20 protein-coding genes are annotated in these 18,061 nt (G+C 69.5%); 10 read left to right on the top strand and 10 right to left on the bottom strand.

Going from position 1 to position 18,061, the window contains the following annotated elements:
* Positions 1-63 precede the first annotated feature (63 nt).
* The 6 genes from ACFVH2_RS09740 (at position 64) to ACFVH2_RS09715 (ending at position 5,209) form a co-directional block, all read left to right on the top strand.
* On the top strand, positions 64-1,326 hold the full coding sequence (locus tag ACFVH2_RS09740) for a DUF445 domain-containing protein (RefSeq protein ID WP_378422190.1): 1,263 nt from the start codon (positions 64-66) through the stop codon (positions 1,324-1,326).
* 84 nt (positions 1,327-1,410) lie between these two features.
* Positions 1,411-1,848 carry a helix-turn-helix domain-containing protein gene (locus ACFVH2_RS09735; protein ID WP_378421925.1) on the top strand — a complete coding sequence of 146 codons (438 nt, stop codon included), beginning with the start codon at positions 1,411-1,413 and terminating at the stop codon, positions 1,846-1,848.
* Positions 1,841-2,659, top strand: coding sequence for a heparin-binding hemagglutinin (locus ACFVH2_RS09730; RefSeq protein ID WP_378421923.1), 819 nt, complete (start codon positions 1,841-1,843; stop codon positions 2,657-2,659). Before ACFVH2_RS09735 ends, ACFVH2_RS09730 begins: the two co-directional genes overlap by 8 nt.
* Positions 2,660-2,725: 66 nt before the next feature.
* Entirely contained in the window at positions 2,726-3,019 is a 294-nt protein-coding gene (locus tag ACFVH2_RS09725) for a DUF2516 family protein (protein WP_378421921.1), read from the top strand.
* 160 nt (positions 3,020-3,179) lie between these two features.
* Positions 3,180-4,115, top strand: a complete 936-nt coding sequence (locus tag ACFVH2_RS09720) for a diiron oxygenase (RefSeq protein ID WP_378421919.1) — start codon at positions 3,180-3,182, stop codon at positions 4,113-4,115.
* Positions 4,116-4,180: 65 nt separating this feature from the next.
* The gene (locus tag ACFVH2_RS09715; RefSeq protein WP_378421917.1) at positions 4,181-5,209 is read left to right on the top strand and encodes an alpha/beta fold hydrolase; all 1,029 of its coding nucleotides are present in this window, start codon (positions 4,181-4,183) and stop codon (positions 5,207-5,209) included.
* Here the strand turns inward: ACFVH2_RS09715 and purU are convergent.
* Genes purU through ACFVH2_RS09700 form a run of 3 tightly spaced genes read right to left on the bottom strand, consistent with a single transcriptional unit; the run spans position 5,202 to position 7,521 of the window.
* On the bottom strand, positions 5,202-6,092 hold the full coding sequence (purU, locus tag ACFVH2_RS09710; protein WP_378421915.1) for a formyltetrahydrofolate deformylase: 891 nt from the start codon (positions 6,090-6,092) through the stop codon (positions 5,202-5,204). The two genes, ACFVH2_RS09715 and purU, sit on opposite strands and share 8 nt — an antisense overlap.
* A 48-nt stretch (positions 6,093-6,140) precedes the next feature.
* Positions 6,141-6,974 (bottom strand): class I SAM-dependent methyltransferase, encoded by an 834-nt coding sequence (locus tag ACFVH2_RS09705; protein ID WP_378421913.1) that lies wholly within the window; start codon positions 6,972-6,974, stop codon positions 6,141-6,143.
* 28 nt (positions 6,975-7,002) lie between these two features.
* Positions 7,003-7,521, bottom strand: coding sequence for a GNAT family N-acetyltransferase (locus ACFVH2_RS09700; RefSeq protein WP_378421911.1), 519 nt, complete (start codon positions 7,519-7,521; stop codon positions 7,003-7,005).
* 66 nt (positions 7,522-7,587) lie between these two features.
* Here ACFVH2_RS09700 and deoC point away from each other — a divergent pair, with 66 nt between their 5' ends.
* The gene (gene deoC / locus ACFVH2_RS09695) at positions 7,588-8,271 is read left to right on the top strand and encodes a deoxyribose-phosphate aldolase (protein ID WP_378421909.1); all 684 of its coding nucleotides are present in this window, start codon (positions 7,588-7,590) and stop codon (positions 8,269-8,271) included.
* A gap of 33 nt (positions 8,272-8,304) precedes the next feature.
* Here deoC and ACFVH2_RS09690 read toward each other — a convergent pair whose 3' ends face one another.
* Complete coding sequence (locus ACFVH2_RS09690) at positions 8,305-9,045, bottom strand: DUF2993 domain-containing protein (protein ID WP_378421907.1); 741 nt, start codon at positions 9,043-9,045, stop codon at positions 8,305-8,307.
* 129 nt (positions 9,046-9,174) lie between these two features.
* Here ACFVH2_RS09690 and ACFVH2_RS09685 point away from each other — a divergent pair, with 129 nt between their 5' ends.
* Positions 9,175-9,759: a hypothetical protein gene (locus ACFVH2_RS09685; protein ID WP_378421905.1), complete on the top strand. Its 585-nt coding sequence runs from the start codon at positions 9,175-9,177 to the stop codon at positions 9,757-9,759.
* 4 nt (positions 9,760-9,763) lie between these two features.
* Here the strand turns inward: ACFVH2_RS09685 and ACFVH2_RS09680 are convergent, their stop codons facing one another.
* From ACFVH2_RS09680 to ACFVH2_RS09660, 5 genes are read right to left on the bottom strand one after another with little or no spacing between them, the layout of a single operon-like run.
* Positions 9,764-11,560, bottom strand: coding sequence for an acyl-CoA dehydrogenase (locus tag ACFVH2_RS09680; protein WP_378421903.1), 1,797 nt, complete (start codon positions 11,558-11,560; stop codon positions 9,764-9,766).
* A 58-nt stretch (positions 11,561-11,618) separates the two neighbouring features.
* Positions 11,619-12,425 (bottom strand): class I SAM-dependent methyltransferase, encoded by an 807-nt coding sequence (locus tag ACFVH2_RS09675; RefSeq protein ID WP_378421901.1) that lies wholly within the window; start codon positions 12,423-12,425, stop codon positions 11,619-11,621.
* Between the two features lie 11 nt (positions 12,426-12,436).
* Positions 12,437-12,937: a DUF2505 domain-containing protein gene (locus tag ACFVH2_RS09670; RefSeq protein ID WP_378421899.1), complete on the bottom strand. Its 501-nt coding sequence runs from the start codon at positions 12,935-12,937 to the stop codon at positions 12,437-12,439.
* A 58-nt stretch (positions 12,938-12,995) separates the two neighbouring features.
* Positions 12,996-13,499: a DUF2505 domain-containing protein gene (locus ACFVH2_RS09665; RefSeq protein ID WP_378421897.1), complete on the bottom strand. Its 504-nt coding sequence runs from the start codon at positions 13,497-13,499 to the stop codon at positions 12,996-12,998.
* A 36-nt stretch (positions 13,500-13,535) separates the two neighbouring features.
* Complete coding sequence (locus ACFVH2_RS09660; protein WP_378421895.1) at positions 13,536-14,039, bottom strand: DUF2505 domain-containing protein; 504 nt, start codon at positions 14,037-14,039, stop codon at positions 13,536-13,538.
* Between the two features lie 43 nt (positions 14,040-14,082).
* Here ACFVH2_RS09660 and ACFVH2_RS09655 point away from each other — a divergent pair, with 43 nt between their 5' ends.
* Positions 14,083-15,153, top strand: coding sequence for a UDP-N-acetylmuramate dehydrogenase (locus tag ACFVH2_RS09655; protein ID WP_378421893.1), 1,071 nt, complete (start codon positions 14,083-14,085; stop codon positions 15,151-15,153).
* 44 nt (positions 15,154-15,197) lie between these two features.
* Positions 15,198-16,445, top strand: a complete 1,248-nt coding sequence (locus tag ACFVH2_RS09650) for an Ig-like domain-containing protein (protein WP_378421891.1) — start codon at positions 15,198-15,200, stop codon at positions 16,443-16,445.
* A 267-nt stretch (positions 16,446-16,712) separates the two neighbouring features.
* On the opposite strand, the gene ACFVH2_RS09645 is transcribed toward ACFVH2_RS09650, so the two are convergent.
* Positions 16,713-17,864, bottom strand: coding sequence for an Ig-like domain repeat protein (locus ACFVH2_RS09645; RefSeq protein WP_378421889.1), 1,152 nt, complete (start codon positions 17,862-17,864; stop codon positions 16,713-16,715).
* Between the last annotated feature and the right edge of the window lie 197 nt (positions 17,865-18,061).

The raw sequence follows: 18,061 nt of genomic DNA, 5'->3' as shown, positions 1-18,061 counted from the left end.
CGTCCCTGGTCGAGCCGGGGATAGCCGCGGCGCCACCCGGAAATTCGGCACAATGGCCGGGTGATGCAGTTGTTGAGCGGGGACGACACGGCGAAACGTCGCGACCTCCGCAAGATGAAGACGCTCGCGACCGCGTTCCTGGTGCTGGCCAGCGCTGTGTACCTGTTCTGTCGCTGGCAGGAGACCCGCGGGGCCGGCGCCTGGGTCGGATACGTGCGCGCCGCGTCGGAGGCGGGGATGGTCGGTGCGCTCGCGGACTGGTTCGCCGTCACCGCACTCTTCCGGCACCCGCTCGGTCTGCCGATCCCGCACACGGCGATCATCAAGAAGAAGAAGGACCAGCTCGGATCCAGTCTCGGTAGCTTCGTCGGAGAGAACTTCCTGGCGCCCGAGGTGGTGTCGCAGAAGGTGCGGGCCGCGCAGGTCCCGCTGCGGCTCGGCACGTGGCTGGCCGAGCCGGTGAACGCGGCCCGGGTGGCCGCCGAGACCGCGACGCTGCTGCGTGCCTTCGTCGCGGTGCTGCGCGACGAGGACATCCAGCAGATCATCGACCACACCATCGTGCGTCGCATCGCGGAGCCGGCCTGGGGGCCGCCGATCGGCAAGGTGCTCGCGGAACTGCTCGCCGAGAACCGCCAGCTGCCCTTGCTCGACCTGCTGGCCGAACGCGCCCACCAGTGGGCGCTCGGGAGCCAGGAGACGATCGACCGGATCATCGACCGCGACAGTCCGGCCTGGTCGCCGAAGTTCGTCGACGCTCTGCTCGGCGAGAAGATCTACAAGGAACTGGTCGAGTTCACCTGGAAGGTCCGCTCGAACCCGCAGCACGAGGTGCGGCTCGCCGCGAACCGTTTCCTCGTCGACTTCGCGAACGACCTGCAGAACGACCCGGTCACCATGGCCAAGGCCGAGAAGGTGAAGTCCGAGCTCATGGGCCGGAGGGAGGTCACCGGTGCCGCCGAGGCGGCCTGGCGGGTCGCGAAGCGGATGATTCTCGAATCCGCCGACGACCCGGAGAGCACGCTGCGCGCCAAGACCCGCGACACGGTGATGCGGCTCGGGGAGCGGTTGCGCGACGAGCCCGAGTTGCGGACCAAGGTCGAGGGCTGGCTGGACGGCGGGGTCCGCTACATCAGCGCCAACTACACGCAGGAGATCACCGGCGTGATCACCGACACGGTCGCTCGCTGGGACGCGGAGGAGGCCAGTCGCAAGATCGAGCTGCAGGTCGGCAGGGATCTGCAGTTCATCAGGATCAACGGCACGGTGGTCGGCTCGCTCGCCGGCCTGGTCATCTACACCGTCTCGCAGCTGATGTTCGCCTGATCGTCACCTACTGCTAACAAGAGTGCTTGCAATAGTTAGCACCCTCCCGTACCGTGGGATTCACCCACAGGGGAGGGAGAGGGCATGACCGACGAATCTCGGGCGTCCGGCGACAGCGCCGGCGAAGTAGCAGCCCGGGTGGTCAGCTCTGCGGCGCAGGACATCGGCAGCTTCATCAAGGCGCAACGCGAAGCTGCGCAGGTCTCGCTGCGGCAGTTGTCGCAGCTGGCCGGCGTCAGCAATCCGTACCTGAGTCAAATCGAACGCGGGCTGCGCAAGCCGTCCGCCGAGGTGCTCGGGCAGATTGCCAAGGGTCTCCGGATGTCCTCGGAGGTCCTGTACATGCGGGCTGGACTCCTCGAGCAACGCCCAGCCAGTCCGGTGCGGGATGCCCTGCTCTCCGACGTCTCCATCACGGAGCGTCAGAAGCAGGTGCTCCTCGAAATCTACGAATCGTTCAGGCGTGAGAACAATCCGCGTCTCGAACCCCAGCCCGTTGAACAGGAGAACCAAGATGACTGAGCTCAAAGGTTTCGACAGCGTGAAGACCCCGATCTACGCGGCCGTCGGTGCCGGGGACGTGGTCGTGCAGGCCGTCGCCGACGTCGTCGCCCAGGTCCGCGAGCGTGCCGCCACCGCGGGTGACGACCTCACCGTCGACACCGCCCGCGAGCGTTTCGAGAAGCTCACCGGTGACCTCACCGAAGGCGTCGAGTCGCTCCGTGAGCGCCTCGCCGGCCTGCCGTCCGAGCTCCCCGAGGAGCTGGCCGAGCTGCGCGAGAAGTTCACCGCGGACGAGCTGCGCAAGGTCGCGGAGGCGTACCTGAAGGTGGCCACCGACATCTACGCCTCGCTCGCCGAGCGCGGCGAGGAGACCGTTGAGCGCCTGCGCAAGCAGCCCGCCGTCGAGGAGGGCATCGGCCGCGCCGAGTCCGTGCTCGGTGACGCCGCCACCCTCACCGAGGAGGCGCTCGGCACCGTCGCGCGTCAGACCCGGGCCGTCGGCGAGCAGGCGGCCAAGTTCGCAGGTCGTGCCGCGGAGCGGATCAGCGACGTCGCCGACGACGTCAGCGACGCTGTCTCCGAGGCGGGCGAGTCCGTCGCCAGCCGCTTCGTCGGTGCCGGGGAGAAGGCCGAGTCGACCACCAAGACCGCTGCCGACAAGGTGGACACCGCCGCGGCCAAGGCTCCGACGGTGAAGGCGCCCGTCAAGGCTGCGCCCGCGAAGGCCGCCCCGGCGAAGGCCGCCCCGGCGAAGGCCGCCGCCAAGCCCGCGACCCCGGCGAAGGCTCCGGCCAAGAAGGCTCCGGCCAAGAAGGCCACCGGCGAGTAGGACTCGGACCCGCCGTCGACCCCCGCGCAGCACGCTGCGCGGGGGTCGCGCCCGTAGAATGAGCGTGTGTACCACGTCAACAGCCTCATCGGTTGGATCATGCTCGCCCTGCAACTCCTGGCGCTCGGGGCGGGCGTGTTCGCGATCTTTCATGCGGCGCGACAACGTCAGGACGCCTTCACCGCCGTCGAGAAGCTGAGCAAGCCCATTTGGCTCGGCATCCTGATTGTGGCGTTGCTGGCGCTGCTGGTGATGCCACTGCCGGGCCTGTTCGGGATCGTGGCCGTCGTCGCGATCTGCGTGTACCTGGTGGACGTGCGGCCCCGCGTGGACGAGATACAGCGGGGACCGCGCTGGTAGTGCGCATCAAAATGTATGCGAATTCGAGTCACAGATACCGTTGACAACAGGTATCTCGGCATCGCATTGTTGAGGTAGTCGGATCGTTCGTGCGCTGTCCGCGGACGGGCCTTTCCTGCGAGCGCACAGCATCCGACGCGAACTCAGCGAGGAGGCCGACATGTCGATCACCCACGATCGTGACGCCGCCGTCAGCCGCTCGTCCCGCCTGACCAGGGCGGGCGGCAGACAGGACACCGCGAGCCGACTGCTGGCCTCCGCCGCGCGCAAGTCGTACGACCCGCTCGTCGAGGTCGACTGGGAGGCGCCGATCCCCGAGGACCTGTACGGCATGACCCCGGAGTGGTGCAGCCTCTACGGCACCGACCTGTGGGACACCATGACCGAGGACCAGCGGGTCACCCTCACCAAGCACGAGGCGGCCAGCATCGCGGGTACCGGAATCTGGTTCGAGATGATCCTGATGCAGATGCTGCTGCGCGACATCTACTCGCACGACCCGTCGGAGCCGCACGTCCAGTTCGCGCTCAACGAGATCGCGGACGAGTGCAGGCATTCGACCATGTTCGCCAAGTCGGCACAGCGTTTCGGCATCCCGTCCTACCGGCCGAAGCGGTGGATTCGGGAGTCCGCCCGGGCCTTCAAGGCCACCGCGACCGGTTCGCTGGCCTACGGCGGCACCCTGTTCGCCGAGGAGATCCTCGACATGATGCAGCGCGACTTCATGAAAGACGAACGGGTCCAGCCGATCACACGGACGGTCAGCAAGATCCACGTCCTCGAGGAGGCGCGGCACATCAAGTTCGCGCGCGAGGAAACGGTGCGCCGCGCCGCCAACATCTCCCGGTTCACCCGGGCCCGGATCCGGCTGATCCTCGGGGTGACCGCCTATTTCGTCGTCACCAGCCTCGTCAACGACGCGGTGTACGAGGCCGCGGGCCTCGACCCGAAGCTCGCCCGCGCCGCGGCGAAGGCGAACAAGCACTACCAGGACAAGATCCGCGAGGGCAGCGCGAAGACCGTCGAGTTCCTCGACCAGGTGGGTCTGATCGGCGGTCCCTCGACGATGCTGCTGCGCCGGGCCCACGTCATCTGATTCACGGTCAACCCCTTTCAACGCAACACGGAGGTACACAGGTGTCGGAGCGATCAGGCGGGAACGTGCGTCGGATTCTTCTCGGGACGGCGGTCGCGGGCGCGGCGGTCGCAGCGGGCGCAGTCGTCCGGTCGCGGCGCGCGCAGGCCGAGCGAGCGCTCGGCGTCGAACCCAATCAGGCGCTGCGCGACCCGATCCGCCGCCCCGAGACGATCCCCGTGGTCTCCGCCGACGGGCACCCGATCCACACCCTCGCCTACGGCGACCCGGACGCGCCGGTGATCGTGCTCAGCCACGGCTGGACCTGCTCGACGCAGTTCTGGTACCCGCAGGTCAACGCGCTCGCCGACGAGTTCCGAGTGATCACCTACGACCAGCGCGGGCACGGCCGCACCGGGCTCGGTCCGACGCCGCTGGACCCGATCCTGCTCGGCGACGACCTGGACGCGGTGCTGAGCGCAACGGTCCCCGAGGGTCGCAAGGCGGTCGTGGTCGGGCACAGCATGGGCGGCATGTCGATCATGTCCTGGGCGCTGAAGTATCCCGAGCGGGTGCAGGAGAAGGCCAGTGCCGTCATGCTGGCGAGCACCGGCACCGACAGCCTCGTGGCCGAGACGACCGTCATCCCGCTGCCGAAGCGGGCGCCCGCGGTCCCCGTACCGGTGGGACGGGCGATCCTCGGGTCGAAGGCCCCGATGGTCGCGCCGTCCCCGCTGACCCGTAGGGGAGTCCAGTACGTCGCGATGGCCGCCGGCTCGACCCGTGAGGAGATCGACTTCTGCGTCCGGATCGTCCAGGCCTGCAGCCCGGCCACCCGGGGCGGGTGGGGACGCGCGCTCAGCACCCTCGACGTCGGGGCATCCCTGCACAACCTGACCGTCCCGACGACCGTCCTCGTCGGGAACGCAGACCGGCTGACGCCGCCGGTGCACTCGGTTCGGATGAGCGACACCCTCGACGCCGCCGGCCATCTGGAGCGGCTGATCCGGCTGCCGAAGATCGGGCACATGGCCACCATCGAGGCACCCGACGCGGTCAACGCCGAGATCGCGCGGCTCGCGCGCCTCCAGCCGGCCGGCGCTCCGGTCAGCTGAAGACGACGGTCTTGCGGCCGTGCACGAGGACGCGGTCCTCGAGGTGCCAGCGCAGGCCGCGGGAGAGCACCAGCTTCTCGATGTCCCGGCCCTGCCGGACCATGTCGCGGACGTCGTCGGAGTGGTCCACCCGGATCACGTCCTGCTCGATGATCGGCCCCGCGTCCAGCTCCGCGGTCACGTAGTGGCAGGTCGCGCCGATCAACTTCACGCCACGGGCGAACGCCTGGTGGTACGGCCTCGCGCCCACGAACGAGGGCAGGAAGCTGTGGTGGATGTTGATCGCGCGGCCCGCCCAGTGCTCGCACAACTCGGCGGGCAGCACCTGCATGAAACGGGCCAGCACAACGGCGTGCGGGTCGTGCGCGTCGACGAGCTTGCGCACCTGCTCGAACGCCGGTCCGCGCTCGGCAGGGTCCTTCGGGAACGAGACGTAGTGGAAGTCGATGCCGTGCGCGCGGGTGACGTCCTCGAGGTCGCGGTGGTTGCCGATCACGGCGCAGATCTCGGCGGGCAGCTCGCCGCCGGCGGCCCGGCCGAGCAGGTCGTGCAGGCAGTGCGCCTCCTTGCTCACCAGCAGCACCACCCGCTTGCGTTCGCCCGAATCCTGCAGCGTCCACTCGGTTTCCGGTCCGAGTTCGGCGGCGACCTCCGCGAACCGGTCGCGGAGTTCGCCGAGCCCGTACGCGATCGACGAGGCTCGGACGGCCTGGCGGGTGAAGAACCATCCGGAGTCCGGGTCGGCGTGGTAGGCGGCCTCGACGATGGAGCCGCCGACCTCGGCGAGGAAGGTCGAGATGCGGGCGACGATGCCGGTGCGGTCGGGCGTGCCGAGGGAGAGCACGTAACGTCGGTCGTCCTCGGGGGCAGCTGGCCTACTCATGCACCCAGTGTCGCAGGTGGCGGTCCGGTGTTTCCCCCGAGTTCGCTGTCAGCGTTCGACGACGGCAGTCGCGACGAGGGTTCCCAGGTCCAGCGTCTCGATGTCGCGTTCGGTGAGCAGGCTCAGGAACTCCAGCCGGATCGCCTCGACGGTGGCCGCGTCCAGGCCGACGAGCGGCCCCCGAAACGCGCTGCCCAGCACCAGCCGCCAGACCAGCTCCGGGGTCGCGGGCAGCCAGTTCGGCAGCTCGTTGATCTCGATCTCGACCGCGCCGAAGCCGGCGAGCCACGCGGCCAGCGCGTCGGGACTGTCGAGCCTGCGGACGGGATCGTTCGGGTCGGGCCGATGCGCGTCGGCGTCCGTGCCCGGCACGTGCCGTGCGACCACCTCGAAGTAGGCCCGGGCGTGCTCCTCGTGGGCGCCCCGCCGCCAGGTGGTGAGCCCGAACTTGCCGCCTGGCCGGAGCAGGCGCACCAGCCGGTTCACCGACTCGTCCATGTGCGGCAGGAAGAACACGCCGTACGAGCTGGACAGGGCGTCGTAGCCGGCCTCGGGGACGTCGCTCGGAGGCTCCCACTCGGTGGCGTCGGCGCGGACGAAGTCGATGTTCTGGAGGGCGCGGTCGGATGCGATCAGCCGGCCGTGCTCGAGCAGCTCGTCGGCGAGGTCGATCGCGTGGACCCGGCCCGTCGGCCCGACCGCCGCGGCGGCGGGGAGCGCGGACGCGCCGGCGCCGGCGCACACGTCGAGCACCGTGTCGCCGGGCCGCAGCCGCAGCTGGAAGACGAGGGACTGCCCGGCAGGACCCCACACCTGCGGGGTCAGGCCGGTGAATTCGGCGGCGCCGGAGTTGAACACGGCGGCGAGGTCGTCGGCGCTCATGACGGCAACGGTAGTCGCGGCAGCAGCGTCACAGGTCGTAGAACGGCTGCGGGTATCGGAACTCGCCGACCAGCTCGGGGGTGTAGGCCTCGAGCGTGCGAACCTGGAAGTGCGTGACCCAGTCCGGTACGCCGGGATCGATGGACAACGTGGACGCGGGCACGAAGCCGAACCGCGGGTAGTAGTCGAGGTGCCCGAGCAGTGCGACGAGCGGCTCGTCGAGCGCGTCGGCGGCGCCGAGTGCCGCGTGCATCAACGCCGAACCGATCCCGGCCCCGTGCAGATCGGCGAGCACGCCGATCGGGCCGAGGGCGAGCACCGGGTCGTCGCCGAGCGTCGCCCGGGTCAGGCACACGTGTCCCACCACGGCGCCGTCGACTTCGGCGACCAGCGACAACCCCTGCAGCCAGGCGTCGGAGGCGCGCAGGGCCGCGACCAGACCGACCTCGACAGGTTCGGTGTTCGGCGGGGACTGGTCGGCGAAGGCGGAGCGGTGCACGGCCGCGATCGAGTCGATGTCGGCCGGGTGCTCGCGTCGGATCAGCATGCGAGCAGTGTGTGGTGCCGACGCGGTTGACGCAATCGAATTTCGGCCTGTGCCAAGCTCGTCGGTATGCCGCACTCCCACCTCACCCGCGCCCAGGTCGCCGCGATGGTCGACCACACCCTGCTCAAGCCGGAGGCCACCGGTGCCGACGTCGCTGCACTGATCGAAGAGGCTCGCACGCTCGGGGTGTACGCGGTGTGCGTCTCGCCGTCGATGCTGCCGGTACACGCGGCTGGGCTTCGGGTGGCCGCGGTCGCGGGCTTCCCGTCGGGCAAACACCACTCCCTGATCAAGGGATCGGAGGCGAGACTGGCGGTGCAGCAGGGCGCGCACGAGATCGACATGGTGATCGACGTCGGCGCGGCGGTCGCAGGCGACTACAACGCGGTCCTCGCCGACATCCTGACCGTCCGCGAAGGCATCTCGGACACCACGGTGCTCAAGGTAATTCTCGAGACCGCGGCACTGTCCGACGAGGCGATCGTCGAGTGCTGCCGGGCGGCCGAGCGCGCGGGCGCGCATTTCGTCAAGACCTCGACCGGGTTCCATCCGGCGGGCGGTGCGAGCGTCGAGGCGGTCCGGCTGATGGCACGGACGGTCGGCGGTCGGCTGGGGGTCAAGGCCAGCGGCGGCATCCGGACCGCCGAGGTCGCGCGCGCGATGATCGAGGCGGGCGCGACGAGGCTCGGATTGTCGGGCACTCGCGCAGTGCTGGATGGCTTCGCCAGTGGTGCGGTTACGGAGTCCTAGCACTCCGTAACCACACCACTGCGGCGGAGCCGCCTACGTCAGCAGCGAGCAGCCACTCGGCACGGGGGCATTCGGGTCCGCCTTGGGCATCGTGTACGCGCCCCCGGCCAGCGACATCTGGATTCCGCTGTCGGTGACCGTCAGCGACTGCGCCGTCATCCCCAGCGGATACGCCTGCAGGCTGCTGGTGAGGACGTCGACGACGCCGCTGACCAGGTCGGTGGGCAGGCCGAGGCCGAGCACCTGGGCGCCGACGGTCTCCACGTTGACGGTGCCGGCGTTGGCCTGCGGCTTGACGGTCAGCTCGGCGAGGCCGAGGACCTGGAACTTGAGGGTGCCGGCGGTCGGGTCGGAGGTGACACCCGAGACCAGGTTGCCGAACGGCTGCGCCTGGATGGTGGCGAGGATGCCGTCGGTGGACCAGTCGATGTCGGCCGTCGAACTGCCGATGGACCCGCTGGAGTTGGCGGTGGCGGTCAGGTCGACGTCGTTGACTCGGGCGTTGACATGCATGTCCTTCGCGGGACCGAAGCTCGAGTCGTCGCTCGTGATCGTGATGTAGGGAACCTTCTTGTCGATCGCCTGCAGCAACACCGGTTTCGCGCTGAGCCCGACGTCGACCTGCGATCCGAGTTCGCTCTGGAACTGGCTCGACATGCACTGCTTCACGTTGTGCCGCACGTACAGTTCGGCGCCGATCAGGAGCGCGACAAGTGCCACGATCACCACGAGGGCGATCGTGAGGACCAGGTTTCGCTTCGGTCTAGTCGTCATGGGACCGTTCGGAGCCGGTGCAATGGAGGCCATTGCACGGATTCTTCCCGACTTTTCTGTGCGGGTTCTGAGAACACGCTACGAAGGATTTATGTGACCCATGACACATGACGGAAGTAGTGTGGCGACATGGACGGACCGGATCGGCGTGAGAAGGACTTGTGCGAGCGTGCCTGGACCCAGGACGGGTTCTTCACAGCAGAACAGGCCATGGCGCTCGGGTTCACCGGGGAGGATGTCGTCGCCGCGGTCGCGGCGGGAACGTGGGCGCAACCCGAGCCCGGGCTGTTCCGGCTCGCGCCGTGGCGCTCGACCGACCTCGAGGACGTCGCGCGCTGCTGCGTCCGACTCGACGACGCGGTGGTCTCGCACCAGAGCGCGGCCGAACTGCACGGCTTCGGGCACCTGCACCCGCGCTTCCTGCACGTGACCTCGACCGCGACTGCGACCTCGCGGCTGGACCGGGTCGCGGTGCACCACAGCGCCATGCCACCAGGGGACTGCGAGCACACCGGTGCCTTCCGCATCACCACGCCCCTGCGAACCGTGTTCGATCTCGCGGACGGCGGCGTGTCGCAGTGGGTGCTGGACGAGGTGGTCGGCGACGCGTTCGCGATCGGCAGGCTCGACCGCGACGCGCTCGAATCCGCCGCGGTCGGCCGATCCGAGCGCGTCGAACGCCGGGTCAAGCGGGCGCTGTCCGCCTGGGAGTGAGAACTCAGAACCAGGCGTCGCGCATGTCCAGGGTGGTTCGGTCGAGGGCGGCCAGCAGTGCCAGTTGCGGTCCGGTTCGGGGCAGTTCGTACCGGAAGAAGTACCGGCCGGCCTGGCGCTTGCCGTCGTAGAAGTCGCCGGTCCTGCCCTCGCAGGCGAGCATCTGCTCGAGCCAGATCCACGCGATCACCAGGTGTCCGACCACCTCGAGGTAGACCGAGCTGTTGGCCATCGCCGCGTCCACGTCGCCGGAGGCGAACAGCCCCGCGGTGACCTTTCCGACCTGCCCGAGGACGCCGTCGAGCTGCTCGCCCAGCTCCGCGAACTCGCCGCCGGTCTCGGCGGCGTCCGCGACGGTGCGCCCGATGGACTCCGTCAGTAGCCGCAAGCTGATCCCGCCCTGCTGAGTCACCTTGCGGCCCAGCAGATCCAGGCCCTGGATGCCGTGGGTGCCCTCGTGGATGGGGTTGAGGCGGTTGTCGCGGTAGTGCTGCTCGACGTCGTACTCGCGGGTGTAGCCGTAGCCGCCGTGCACCTGGATCGCGAGGCTGTTCGCCTCCAGGCACCACTGCGACGGCCAGCTCTTGGCGATCGGGGTGAGGATGTCGAGGAGCAGGCCGATCCGGTTGCGTGCCGCGATGTTCTCGGCGATGCGCTGCTCGTCGACCATCCGCATGCAAAACATCTCCAGCGCGAGTGCGCCCTCCACGTACGACTTCTGGGCCAGCAGCATTCGCTTCACGTCGGCGTGCTCGACGATCGGGACCTGCTTGGCGGCAGGGTCTTTCGCTGCGACGGGCCTGCCCTGCTCGCGCTGCCGGGCGTAGTCGACGGACTTGAGGTAACCGGTGTAGCCGAGCGCGGTGGCGCCGAGGCCGACCCCGATCCGCGCCTCGTTCATCATGTGGAACATGTAGGTCAGGCCGCGACCCGCCTCGCCGACCAGGTGGCCGACCGCGCCTGCGGACCCGCCAGGGCTGTGGGTGCCGTCGCCGAACGCGAGCACCGTGTTGGTGGTGCCGCGGTAACCCATCTTGTGGTTCAGTCCGGTGAGGGTCACGTCGTTGCGCTCACCGAGGCTGCCGTCCGCCTCGACGAGGACCTTCGGGACGATGAACAGCGAGATGCCCTTGGTGCCCTCGGGTCCACCGGGAATCTTGGCAAGCACCAGGTGGACGATGTTCTCGGCGAGTTCGTGCTCGCCGCCGGAGATCCACATCTTGTTTCCGAACAGGCGGTAGCTGCCGTCCTCCTGCGGCTCGGCGCGGGTGACGATATCGCCGAGCGATGATCCCGCCTGGGGCTCCGACAGGCACATGGTGCCGAAGAACCGGCCCGCGACGAGCGGCTTGGCGTAGGTCTCGATCTGCTCGGGGGTGCCGTGCGCGAGCAGCAGATTCGCGTTCCCGATGGTCAGCATCGGGTAGGCCGCGGTGCCGACGTTCGCGGCCTGGAACCACGCGAAGCACGCACCGGTGACGGTCGCGGGCAGTTGCAGTCCGCCCGCCTCGTAGTCCATGCCCGCACCCATCAGGTCGGCCTTGACGAAGGCGTCGAGCGCCTCCTTGACCTCCGGGACGATGGTCACCGTGGTGCCGTCGTAGGTCGGCTCGTTGGCGTCGCCGAGCTTGTTGTGGGTGGCGAAGTAGCGGGTCGCGAGCTGCTCGCTGAGGTCGAGCACCCCGTCGAAGGTCTCGCGCGAGTGATCCTGGTAGCGCGGCGACGAGGTCAGCGCCTCGACGTCGAGCCATTCGTAGAGGAGGAAGTCGAGATCTCGTCGCGACAGCAGCGTCGAACGCATGGGTTGAGTCCCTTCGGGCGGAGGCAGAGCCACCGCCCAGGCTAGTGCCCCGCGCCAGTCACGAGGTCCGAGCGACCACAGACCACGGCACCGTCAGCACGCAGTCGCGCAGCCGGCGGCGCGGCACCTCCACCGGAATCCCTTGCCCGCGTATCAGTTCGAGCGTCGCGCGCCACCGGACCCTGGGGCCGAACGGGGCGTGCTGGGCGGCCGTCGCCCACGCCCGGTCGGCCGCGACGAGGAGGTCGTGCACGCCCTCCCCGGGCACGTTGCGGTGGATCAGCGCCTTCGGCAGCCGCTCGGCCACATCACCCGGCCGCTCCACGTCGAACGGGTCCCAGGCCAGGGTCAGGGTCAGCGGCCGGTGCTCGTCGAGTAGTACCCAGGCGCAGCGCCTGCCGAGTTCGTCGCAGGTGCCGTCGACGAAGAGTCCGCCCGGCGCCAGGCCCGACTGCACCTTCGCCCAGGCGCCGGCGACCGCCTCCTCGGGGTACTGCCGCAGCACGTTGAAGGCCCGCACGAGCACCGGTCGCAGTCCGGCGAGTTCGAAACCGCCGCGGGCGAAACTGACGCCGTCGCGTCCCTCGACCACCCGGTCGGGGTCGATCTCGAGACCGACCACCCGCAGGTCGTCCCGGACGGTGCGGAGCCGGGACGCGAGTTCGAAGGTGGTGTCGGGCCGGGCGCCGTAGCCGAGGTCGACGACCAGCGGATCGGCCGCCCCGAGCAGGGCGTCGGCGACCCGAGGCCGGTGCACGACCCAGCGGTCGCTGCGCCGCAGCCTGTTGATCCCGGTGGTGCCGCGAGTGATGACGCCGTCCGGTTTGGGGGATCTCGTACGCGCTCCGCCGCTCGGATTGCTCACGAGCCCGCGCGCTACTGCTGGGCGAGCCAGTCGGCGGTCACCTGTGCCTCGGTGCGGAACAGATCGACGAGGTTGACCAGCATCAGCTGCTCGAGCTTGCCCCCGACGAACGGGATGAACACCTTGGCCTCGGACGAGGTCCGCAGCGTGGACCCGGTGTCGGTGGTGAACAGCGACATGGTGCCGGACAGGCTGCCCGGGCCGGCGGGGATGGAGGCCTCGTACGTCCCGGCGACCGGCTCACCGAAGGGGCTGTAGTGCTCCTTGCGGGTGATGACCATGTCCTTCTTCATCACGGTCTGCGCGATGTCGGGCAGGGTGTTGCGGGGAATGATGTGGTGGAAGACCAGGTCGATGCCCGAGTCGTTGATCTCGAAGCTCTCGACGTGGTTGTCCGAGAACTTCCGCAGTTCGATCATGCGGGCTTCCCAGTAGTCGCGGTTCGTCAGCGCCGCGTACACCTTCTCTGCGGAATGGGTGTACCTGGCGGAGTAGTCGATGCGGCGAGCCATGACCGGCAGGCTACCGGCTCGCCGCATCCCCGAACGCAACTGCCCGGAATCTTGTGAACTAGGCCTTTGCGGCGGCCCACTCCTCGACGACTTCCTGGTCGCGGCGGAGGATGTTGACGATCAGCTCGGCCACCATGCCCTCGACGGCGCCGCCGACGATCTTGATGCCGACCTCGACCTCGCCCTCGATTCGGAGCGAGGCGCCCTCGGCGGTGTCGGTCAGCACGGCGGTGCCACCGGCCTTGACCGGCAGTCCGGTGGTCACTGCGCTGAAGGAGCCCTCGGCCCGGCCGTCCTGGAAGGGGCCCCAGACCTCGCCGCGCACGACGGACGGGTCGCCCTTGACCACCTTGCTGACCAGGGAGGGCAGCTTGCTGGTGTCCAACTCCTGCGCCAGTGCCACGTCGATGGTGCCCTCACCCGCGGTGAGGTGGTCGAGGGTGATGCCGGAGTCGGCGCCCTTCTCGACCCGGTGGTTCCAGAATCCCGGGTCGACGAGCGTGCGGTGAACTGCCTCGGCGGGAATCTGGAAGTTGGCTGTGAATTCGATATGGCGTGACATGTGCGGGAGATTACATGGTTTCCGGAGCGTTGAAACCTACGCGTGCTCGCTGAGCCAGCGGGCGGTGAACTCGTTCTCGTTGTCCAGCAGTTCGCTGACCTGATCGGCGATGGCCGCCTCGATCCGGCCGCCGATCAGAGGGAGCTTGACCTCGACCTTTCCGTCCATCGCGAGGGTGGTGCCGGTGCCCTCCGCGGCGAGGGTCATGGTGCCGGTGATGGTGCCGGGCACACCGTCGACGCGGGCGGTGAAGGTGCCGGCGGCGACGCCGCCGCTGAGCGGCCCCCAGGTCTCGGTGCGGGTGATGACGAGATCGCCGGGACGAACCTTGGTGACGACGGCCGGGAGGTGTTCGGCGGGGACGGACTGCGTCATCTCGACGTCCACGGAGTTCTCGCCGACCGCGACGTGCCCGAGCGCGGCACCAGGGCCGCCGACCTCGGCCAGCCGGTCACGCCAGTACTGCTCGCTGGTGACGGCACGATGGACCTGGTCCACCGACTGGGGGTACGCGGAAGAATGCGGAATTCGGCGGGCCATGGCGGGCACGCTACCGTTTGATCCCGTGCTGGCCTTACACGACATGGCGACCGAATTCGGGGCCGAGCTGGACGTGGATGTTCCGATGTCGGAACTGACCACGCTGCGGCTCGGCGGCCCGGCGCACGCCATGCTCACCTGCCGAAGCACCGACGCCCTCGTGGGGGTGGTGCGCGCGCTCGACGCGGCGGGCATCCCGGCACTGATCCTCGGTGGCGGGTCGAACCTGCTGATCGCGGACGAGGGCGTGGACGCGGTCGTGGTGCGGGCCGCGAACGCGACGGTCCGGCTCGACTCCGAGCTGGTCTACGCGGAGGCGGGCGCGGTCTGGGACGAGGTGGTCGCGCGGTCGGTCGAGGCGGGTCTCGGCGGGCTCGAGTGCCTGTCCGGCATCCCCGGGTCGGCGGGTGCGACCCCGGTGCAGAACGTGGGCGCCTACGGGGTGGAGGTCGGTTCCCTGCTGCGACGGGTGCAGCTGTTGGACCGGGCGTCCGGAGAGGTGTCGTGGGTGGCACCGGACGCGCTCGGCCTCGGCTACCGCACCAGCGTGCTCAAGCACTCGGATGCGGCGGTGGTGCTGGCCGTGGAGTTCGACGTGCGCCCCGACGGACTCAGTGCACCTTTGAGTTACCGCGAGTTAGCTGCCGAACTCGGCGCCGAGGAGTCCGAGCGCAGGCCCGCCGCGAAGGTTCGCGACGTAGTGCTCGCCCTGCGTGCGGGCAAGGGCATGGTGCTCGACGGGCGCGACCACGACACGTGGAGCGCGGGCTCCTTCTTCACCAACCCGGTGGTCGCCCCGGACAGGCTGCCCGCGGTGCTGGCCGCGATCGAGGACAGGGTGGGCGCTGACGTGCGGGTGCCGCAGTTCCCCGCCGAGGGCGGGACCAAACTGTCGGCGGGCTGGTTGATCGAGCGGGCCGGGTTCTCCAGGGGCTACCCCGGTGCCGACGCACCCGCGCGGCTGTCGACCAAACACACCCTGGCGCTGACCAACCGCGGTCGGGCATCGACCCGAGACCTGCTGGCGCTGGCCCGGGACGTGCGCGACGGCGTGCAGGCGGCGTTCGGCGTGCGGCTCGAGCCGGAGCCGGTTGCGGTCGGCTGCGCCGTCTGAGCTGAGTCGCAGGTCACACTCGGGGCGCAGGTACCGTGGATTTCGTGCGTATCCAGGGTAATCGGACAAAACGACCTCGCGTGTTCTCGCTGCTCGTGCTGCTGACCGCGGTCGTCGCGATGCTGGCGGGCTGCGCCGACGGCGGCACCGGTGGGTCCGCGGCCCCGGCCGACAAGGCCCCGGTCGCCAAGGTGACCCAGCTGCCCGCGGTCGGCGCGGAGGGCGTCAGCCCGGTCGAGCCGGTGTCCGTCACCGTCACCCAGGGCACGCTGCAGAACGTCGCGCTGACCAACTCGACCGGCAAGCCGGTGCAGGGGGTGCTGTCGCCGGACAAGCTCACCTACACCGTGACCGAGCCCCTCGGTTTCGGCACCAGCTACACCTGGTCGGGCAGCGCGCTCGGCGCGGACGGCAAGACCGTCCCGATCCAGGGCGCCTTCACCACGCTCACCCCGCAGTCGAAGACCTCGGCGAACACCAACATCGCCGACGGCCAGCAGGTCGGGATCGCGGCGCCGATCATCCTCAAGTTCGACGACCACGTGGAGAACAAGGCCGCGGTCGAGAAGGCGCTCACCGTGACCACCAACCCGCCGACGCCCGGGTCGTGGGCCTGGTTGCCCGACGACAACGGGTCGCGCGTGCACTGGCGTCCGCAGAACTACTGGGCGCCCGGCACCACGGTGAACCTGGTCGCGAAGCTGTACGGGGTCGACTACGGCGGGGGCGCGTTCGGGGCCGACGACCTGACCCTGAACTTCACCATCGGGCGCAGCCAGATCGTGAAGGCGAACGCGCCGAGCCACCGCATGCAGGTGGTGCGTGACGGCCAGACGATCATGGACATCCCGGTCAGTTACGGCGAGGGCAACGAAGCCCGCAACGTCACCCGCAGCGGTATCCACATGGTGACCGAGAAGCACGAGGACTTCCTCATGTCGAACCCGCCGTTCTACACGAACGTGCGCGAACGCTGGGCCGTGCGGATCTCGAACAACGGCGAGTTCATCCACGCGAACCCGCAGACCACCGGCGTGCAGGGCTCGGCGAACGTGACCAACGGCTGCATCAACCTGTCGCTGTCGGACGCCGAGCAGTACTTCGGCACCGCGATGTACGGCGATCCGGTGGAGGTGACCGGAACCCGCATCGACCTCTCGGCCGCCGACGGCGACATCTACGACTGGGCGATCGACTGGCCGACGTGGCAGTCGATGTCGGCGCTCCCCGCGCCCACCGCCGCCGCGGCCCCGGCGCCGGTCGCGCAGCCGACGCACGCCCCGGTCAGCTGAGTTCCGGGTCCTCGAGACGAAGACGGAACCGTCCGGTTCGTTGCCGCGTCAAAACAGACAGCCGGTGAGGAATCCGGCCGGCGGGGCCGAACGGCGTACGGGGGAAGGTACGAGTTCGACGCCGGCGGAGAGGGTGCCCGATCGGTCGAGGCGAGGCAGTTGCGGAGGGGGCAACTGCCTCGCCGCACGCTTTCAGCCCGTGAACGGCCGTGGGCCCTGGGCCGCGACGATGCTGCGACCCAGGGCCCACGAATGGCGGCTCGGCGGTTAGGAACCGAAGAGGGAGCCGAGGCTGCCGGTGGAGCTGCCGTCGCCGGTTGCGGCCGCAACGGCGACGGTGGCCTGTGCGGACGACGTGATGCCGCCGGGGCCGTTGTAGGTGGCGGTGATGGTGCGATCGCCGGCGGCCGTGGGGGTCCAGGCCTGGGTGGCGGTGCCGTCGGGGCCGAGGGCGGCGGTACCGATCACGGTGGCGCCGTCCTTGAACTCGACGGTGCCGCCGGCGTTCCCGGGTGCGACCGTCGCAGTCAGCGTGGTCGCGGTGCCGACGGTGGCCCCGGCGACCGGCGCGAGCGTCGTGGTGTGGGTGCTGCCGGAGGGGGCGACCTGCACGTACTGCACGCCGGACAGCGACGCGTTGGCGGCGGGGGTGACCAGGTACTTGGCGCTCAGGCCGTGGGAGCCGGGGAGCTCCGGGGTCCACGTCGCGGTGGCGGTGCCGTTTGCGGCGAGGGTGCCGGTGCCGATCTTCGTCGCGCCGTCGTAGAACTCGACGGTGTCACCCGGGGCGCCGCCGGTGACGGTCGCGGTCAGCGTGGACGCCTGGCCCGCCGTTGCGCCGCCGACCGCGGCGAGGCTGGTGGTGGTGGTGTTCTTCGCGACCGTGACCAACGGGCCCTTGCTGGTGTACGTACCCGCGCCGCGGGAGCCGAGGTAGCTCATGCCGGTGGTGAGGGCGTCGGCGCGGCTGCAGTCGTTGCCGACCTTGTACTGGGTGCTGAGGAGCGGCGCATCCTCGTATCGCTTCGCGGTGGGCTGGTAGCCGAGGGTGACGAAATCGACTGCGGTGTAGTCGGATTGGGTCTCGACGAACGGCTCGATGTTGTGGGTCCCGGCGGCGTCGGTGACCGTTGCGGAACCGGGCACGTAGGTCAGGCAGGCGGGGTGCCATTCCCTGACCCAGTTGAGCTTCTCCCAGTTGGCGTCGGTGCGCTCCCACCGGGTGGAGATCGTGACGGTGTCGCCGGCGGCAGGGGTGGTGTTGGAGACGATGCGGGTGAAGTGGGTCTTCCCGTCGTCCCAGGTGATGGTCTGCGGGGCGGCGTTCGCGATGCCGCCGGTGAGGAGGGCGAACGCGCCGACCGTGAACGTGGTGGCGGCGCCCGCGGCGATGCCGCGACTGATTGCTCGGTGAGCCATGAAGACTTCCTTCCGTGTTGGTGAGTACCGGATCGAGGTGTCGGTGGTACGGGCCCCGGCGCCGGAACCCTGCGCCGGGGATACGGCCTAGCTAGCTGCCGAAGAGGGCGCCGAGGCTGCCGGTGGAGCTGCCGTTGCCGCCACCGTCGACGTCGGCCGCGGCGACGGTGGTGTTCTGGGTGGTGGTGGAGCCGGGG

This window comes from Rhodococcus sp. NPDC127527 (assembly GCF_042672245.1).
GTDB lineage: Bacteria > Actinomycetota > Actinomycetes > Mycobacteriales > Mycobacteriaceae > Rhodococcus_G.
Note: the sequence above shows the minus strand (reverse complement) of the source record. Positions and strands in the feature narration are given on the sequence as shown.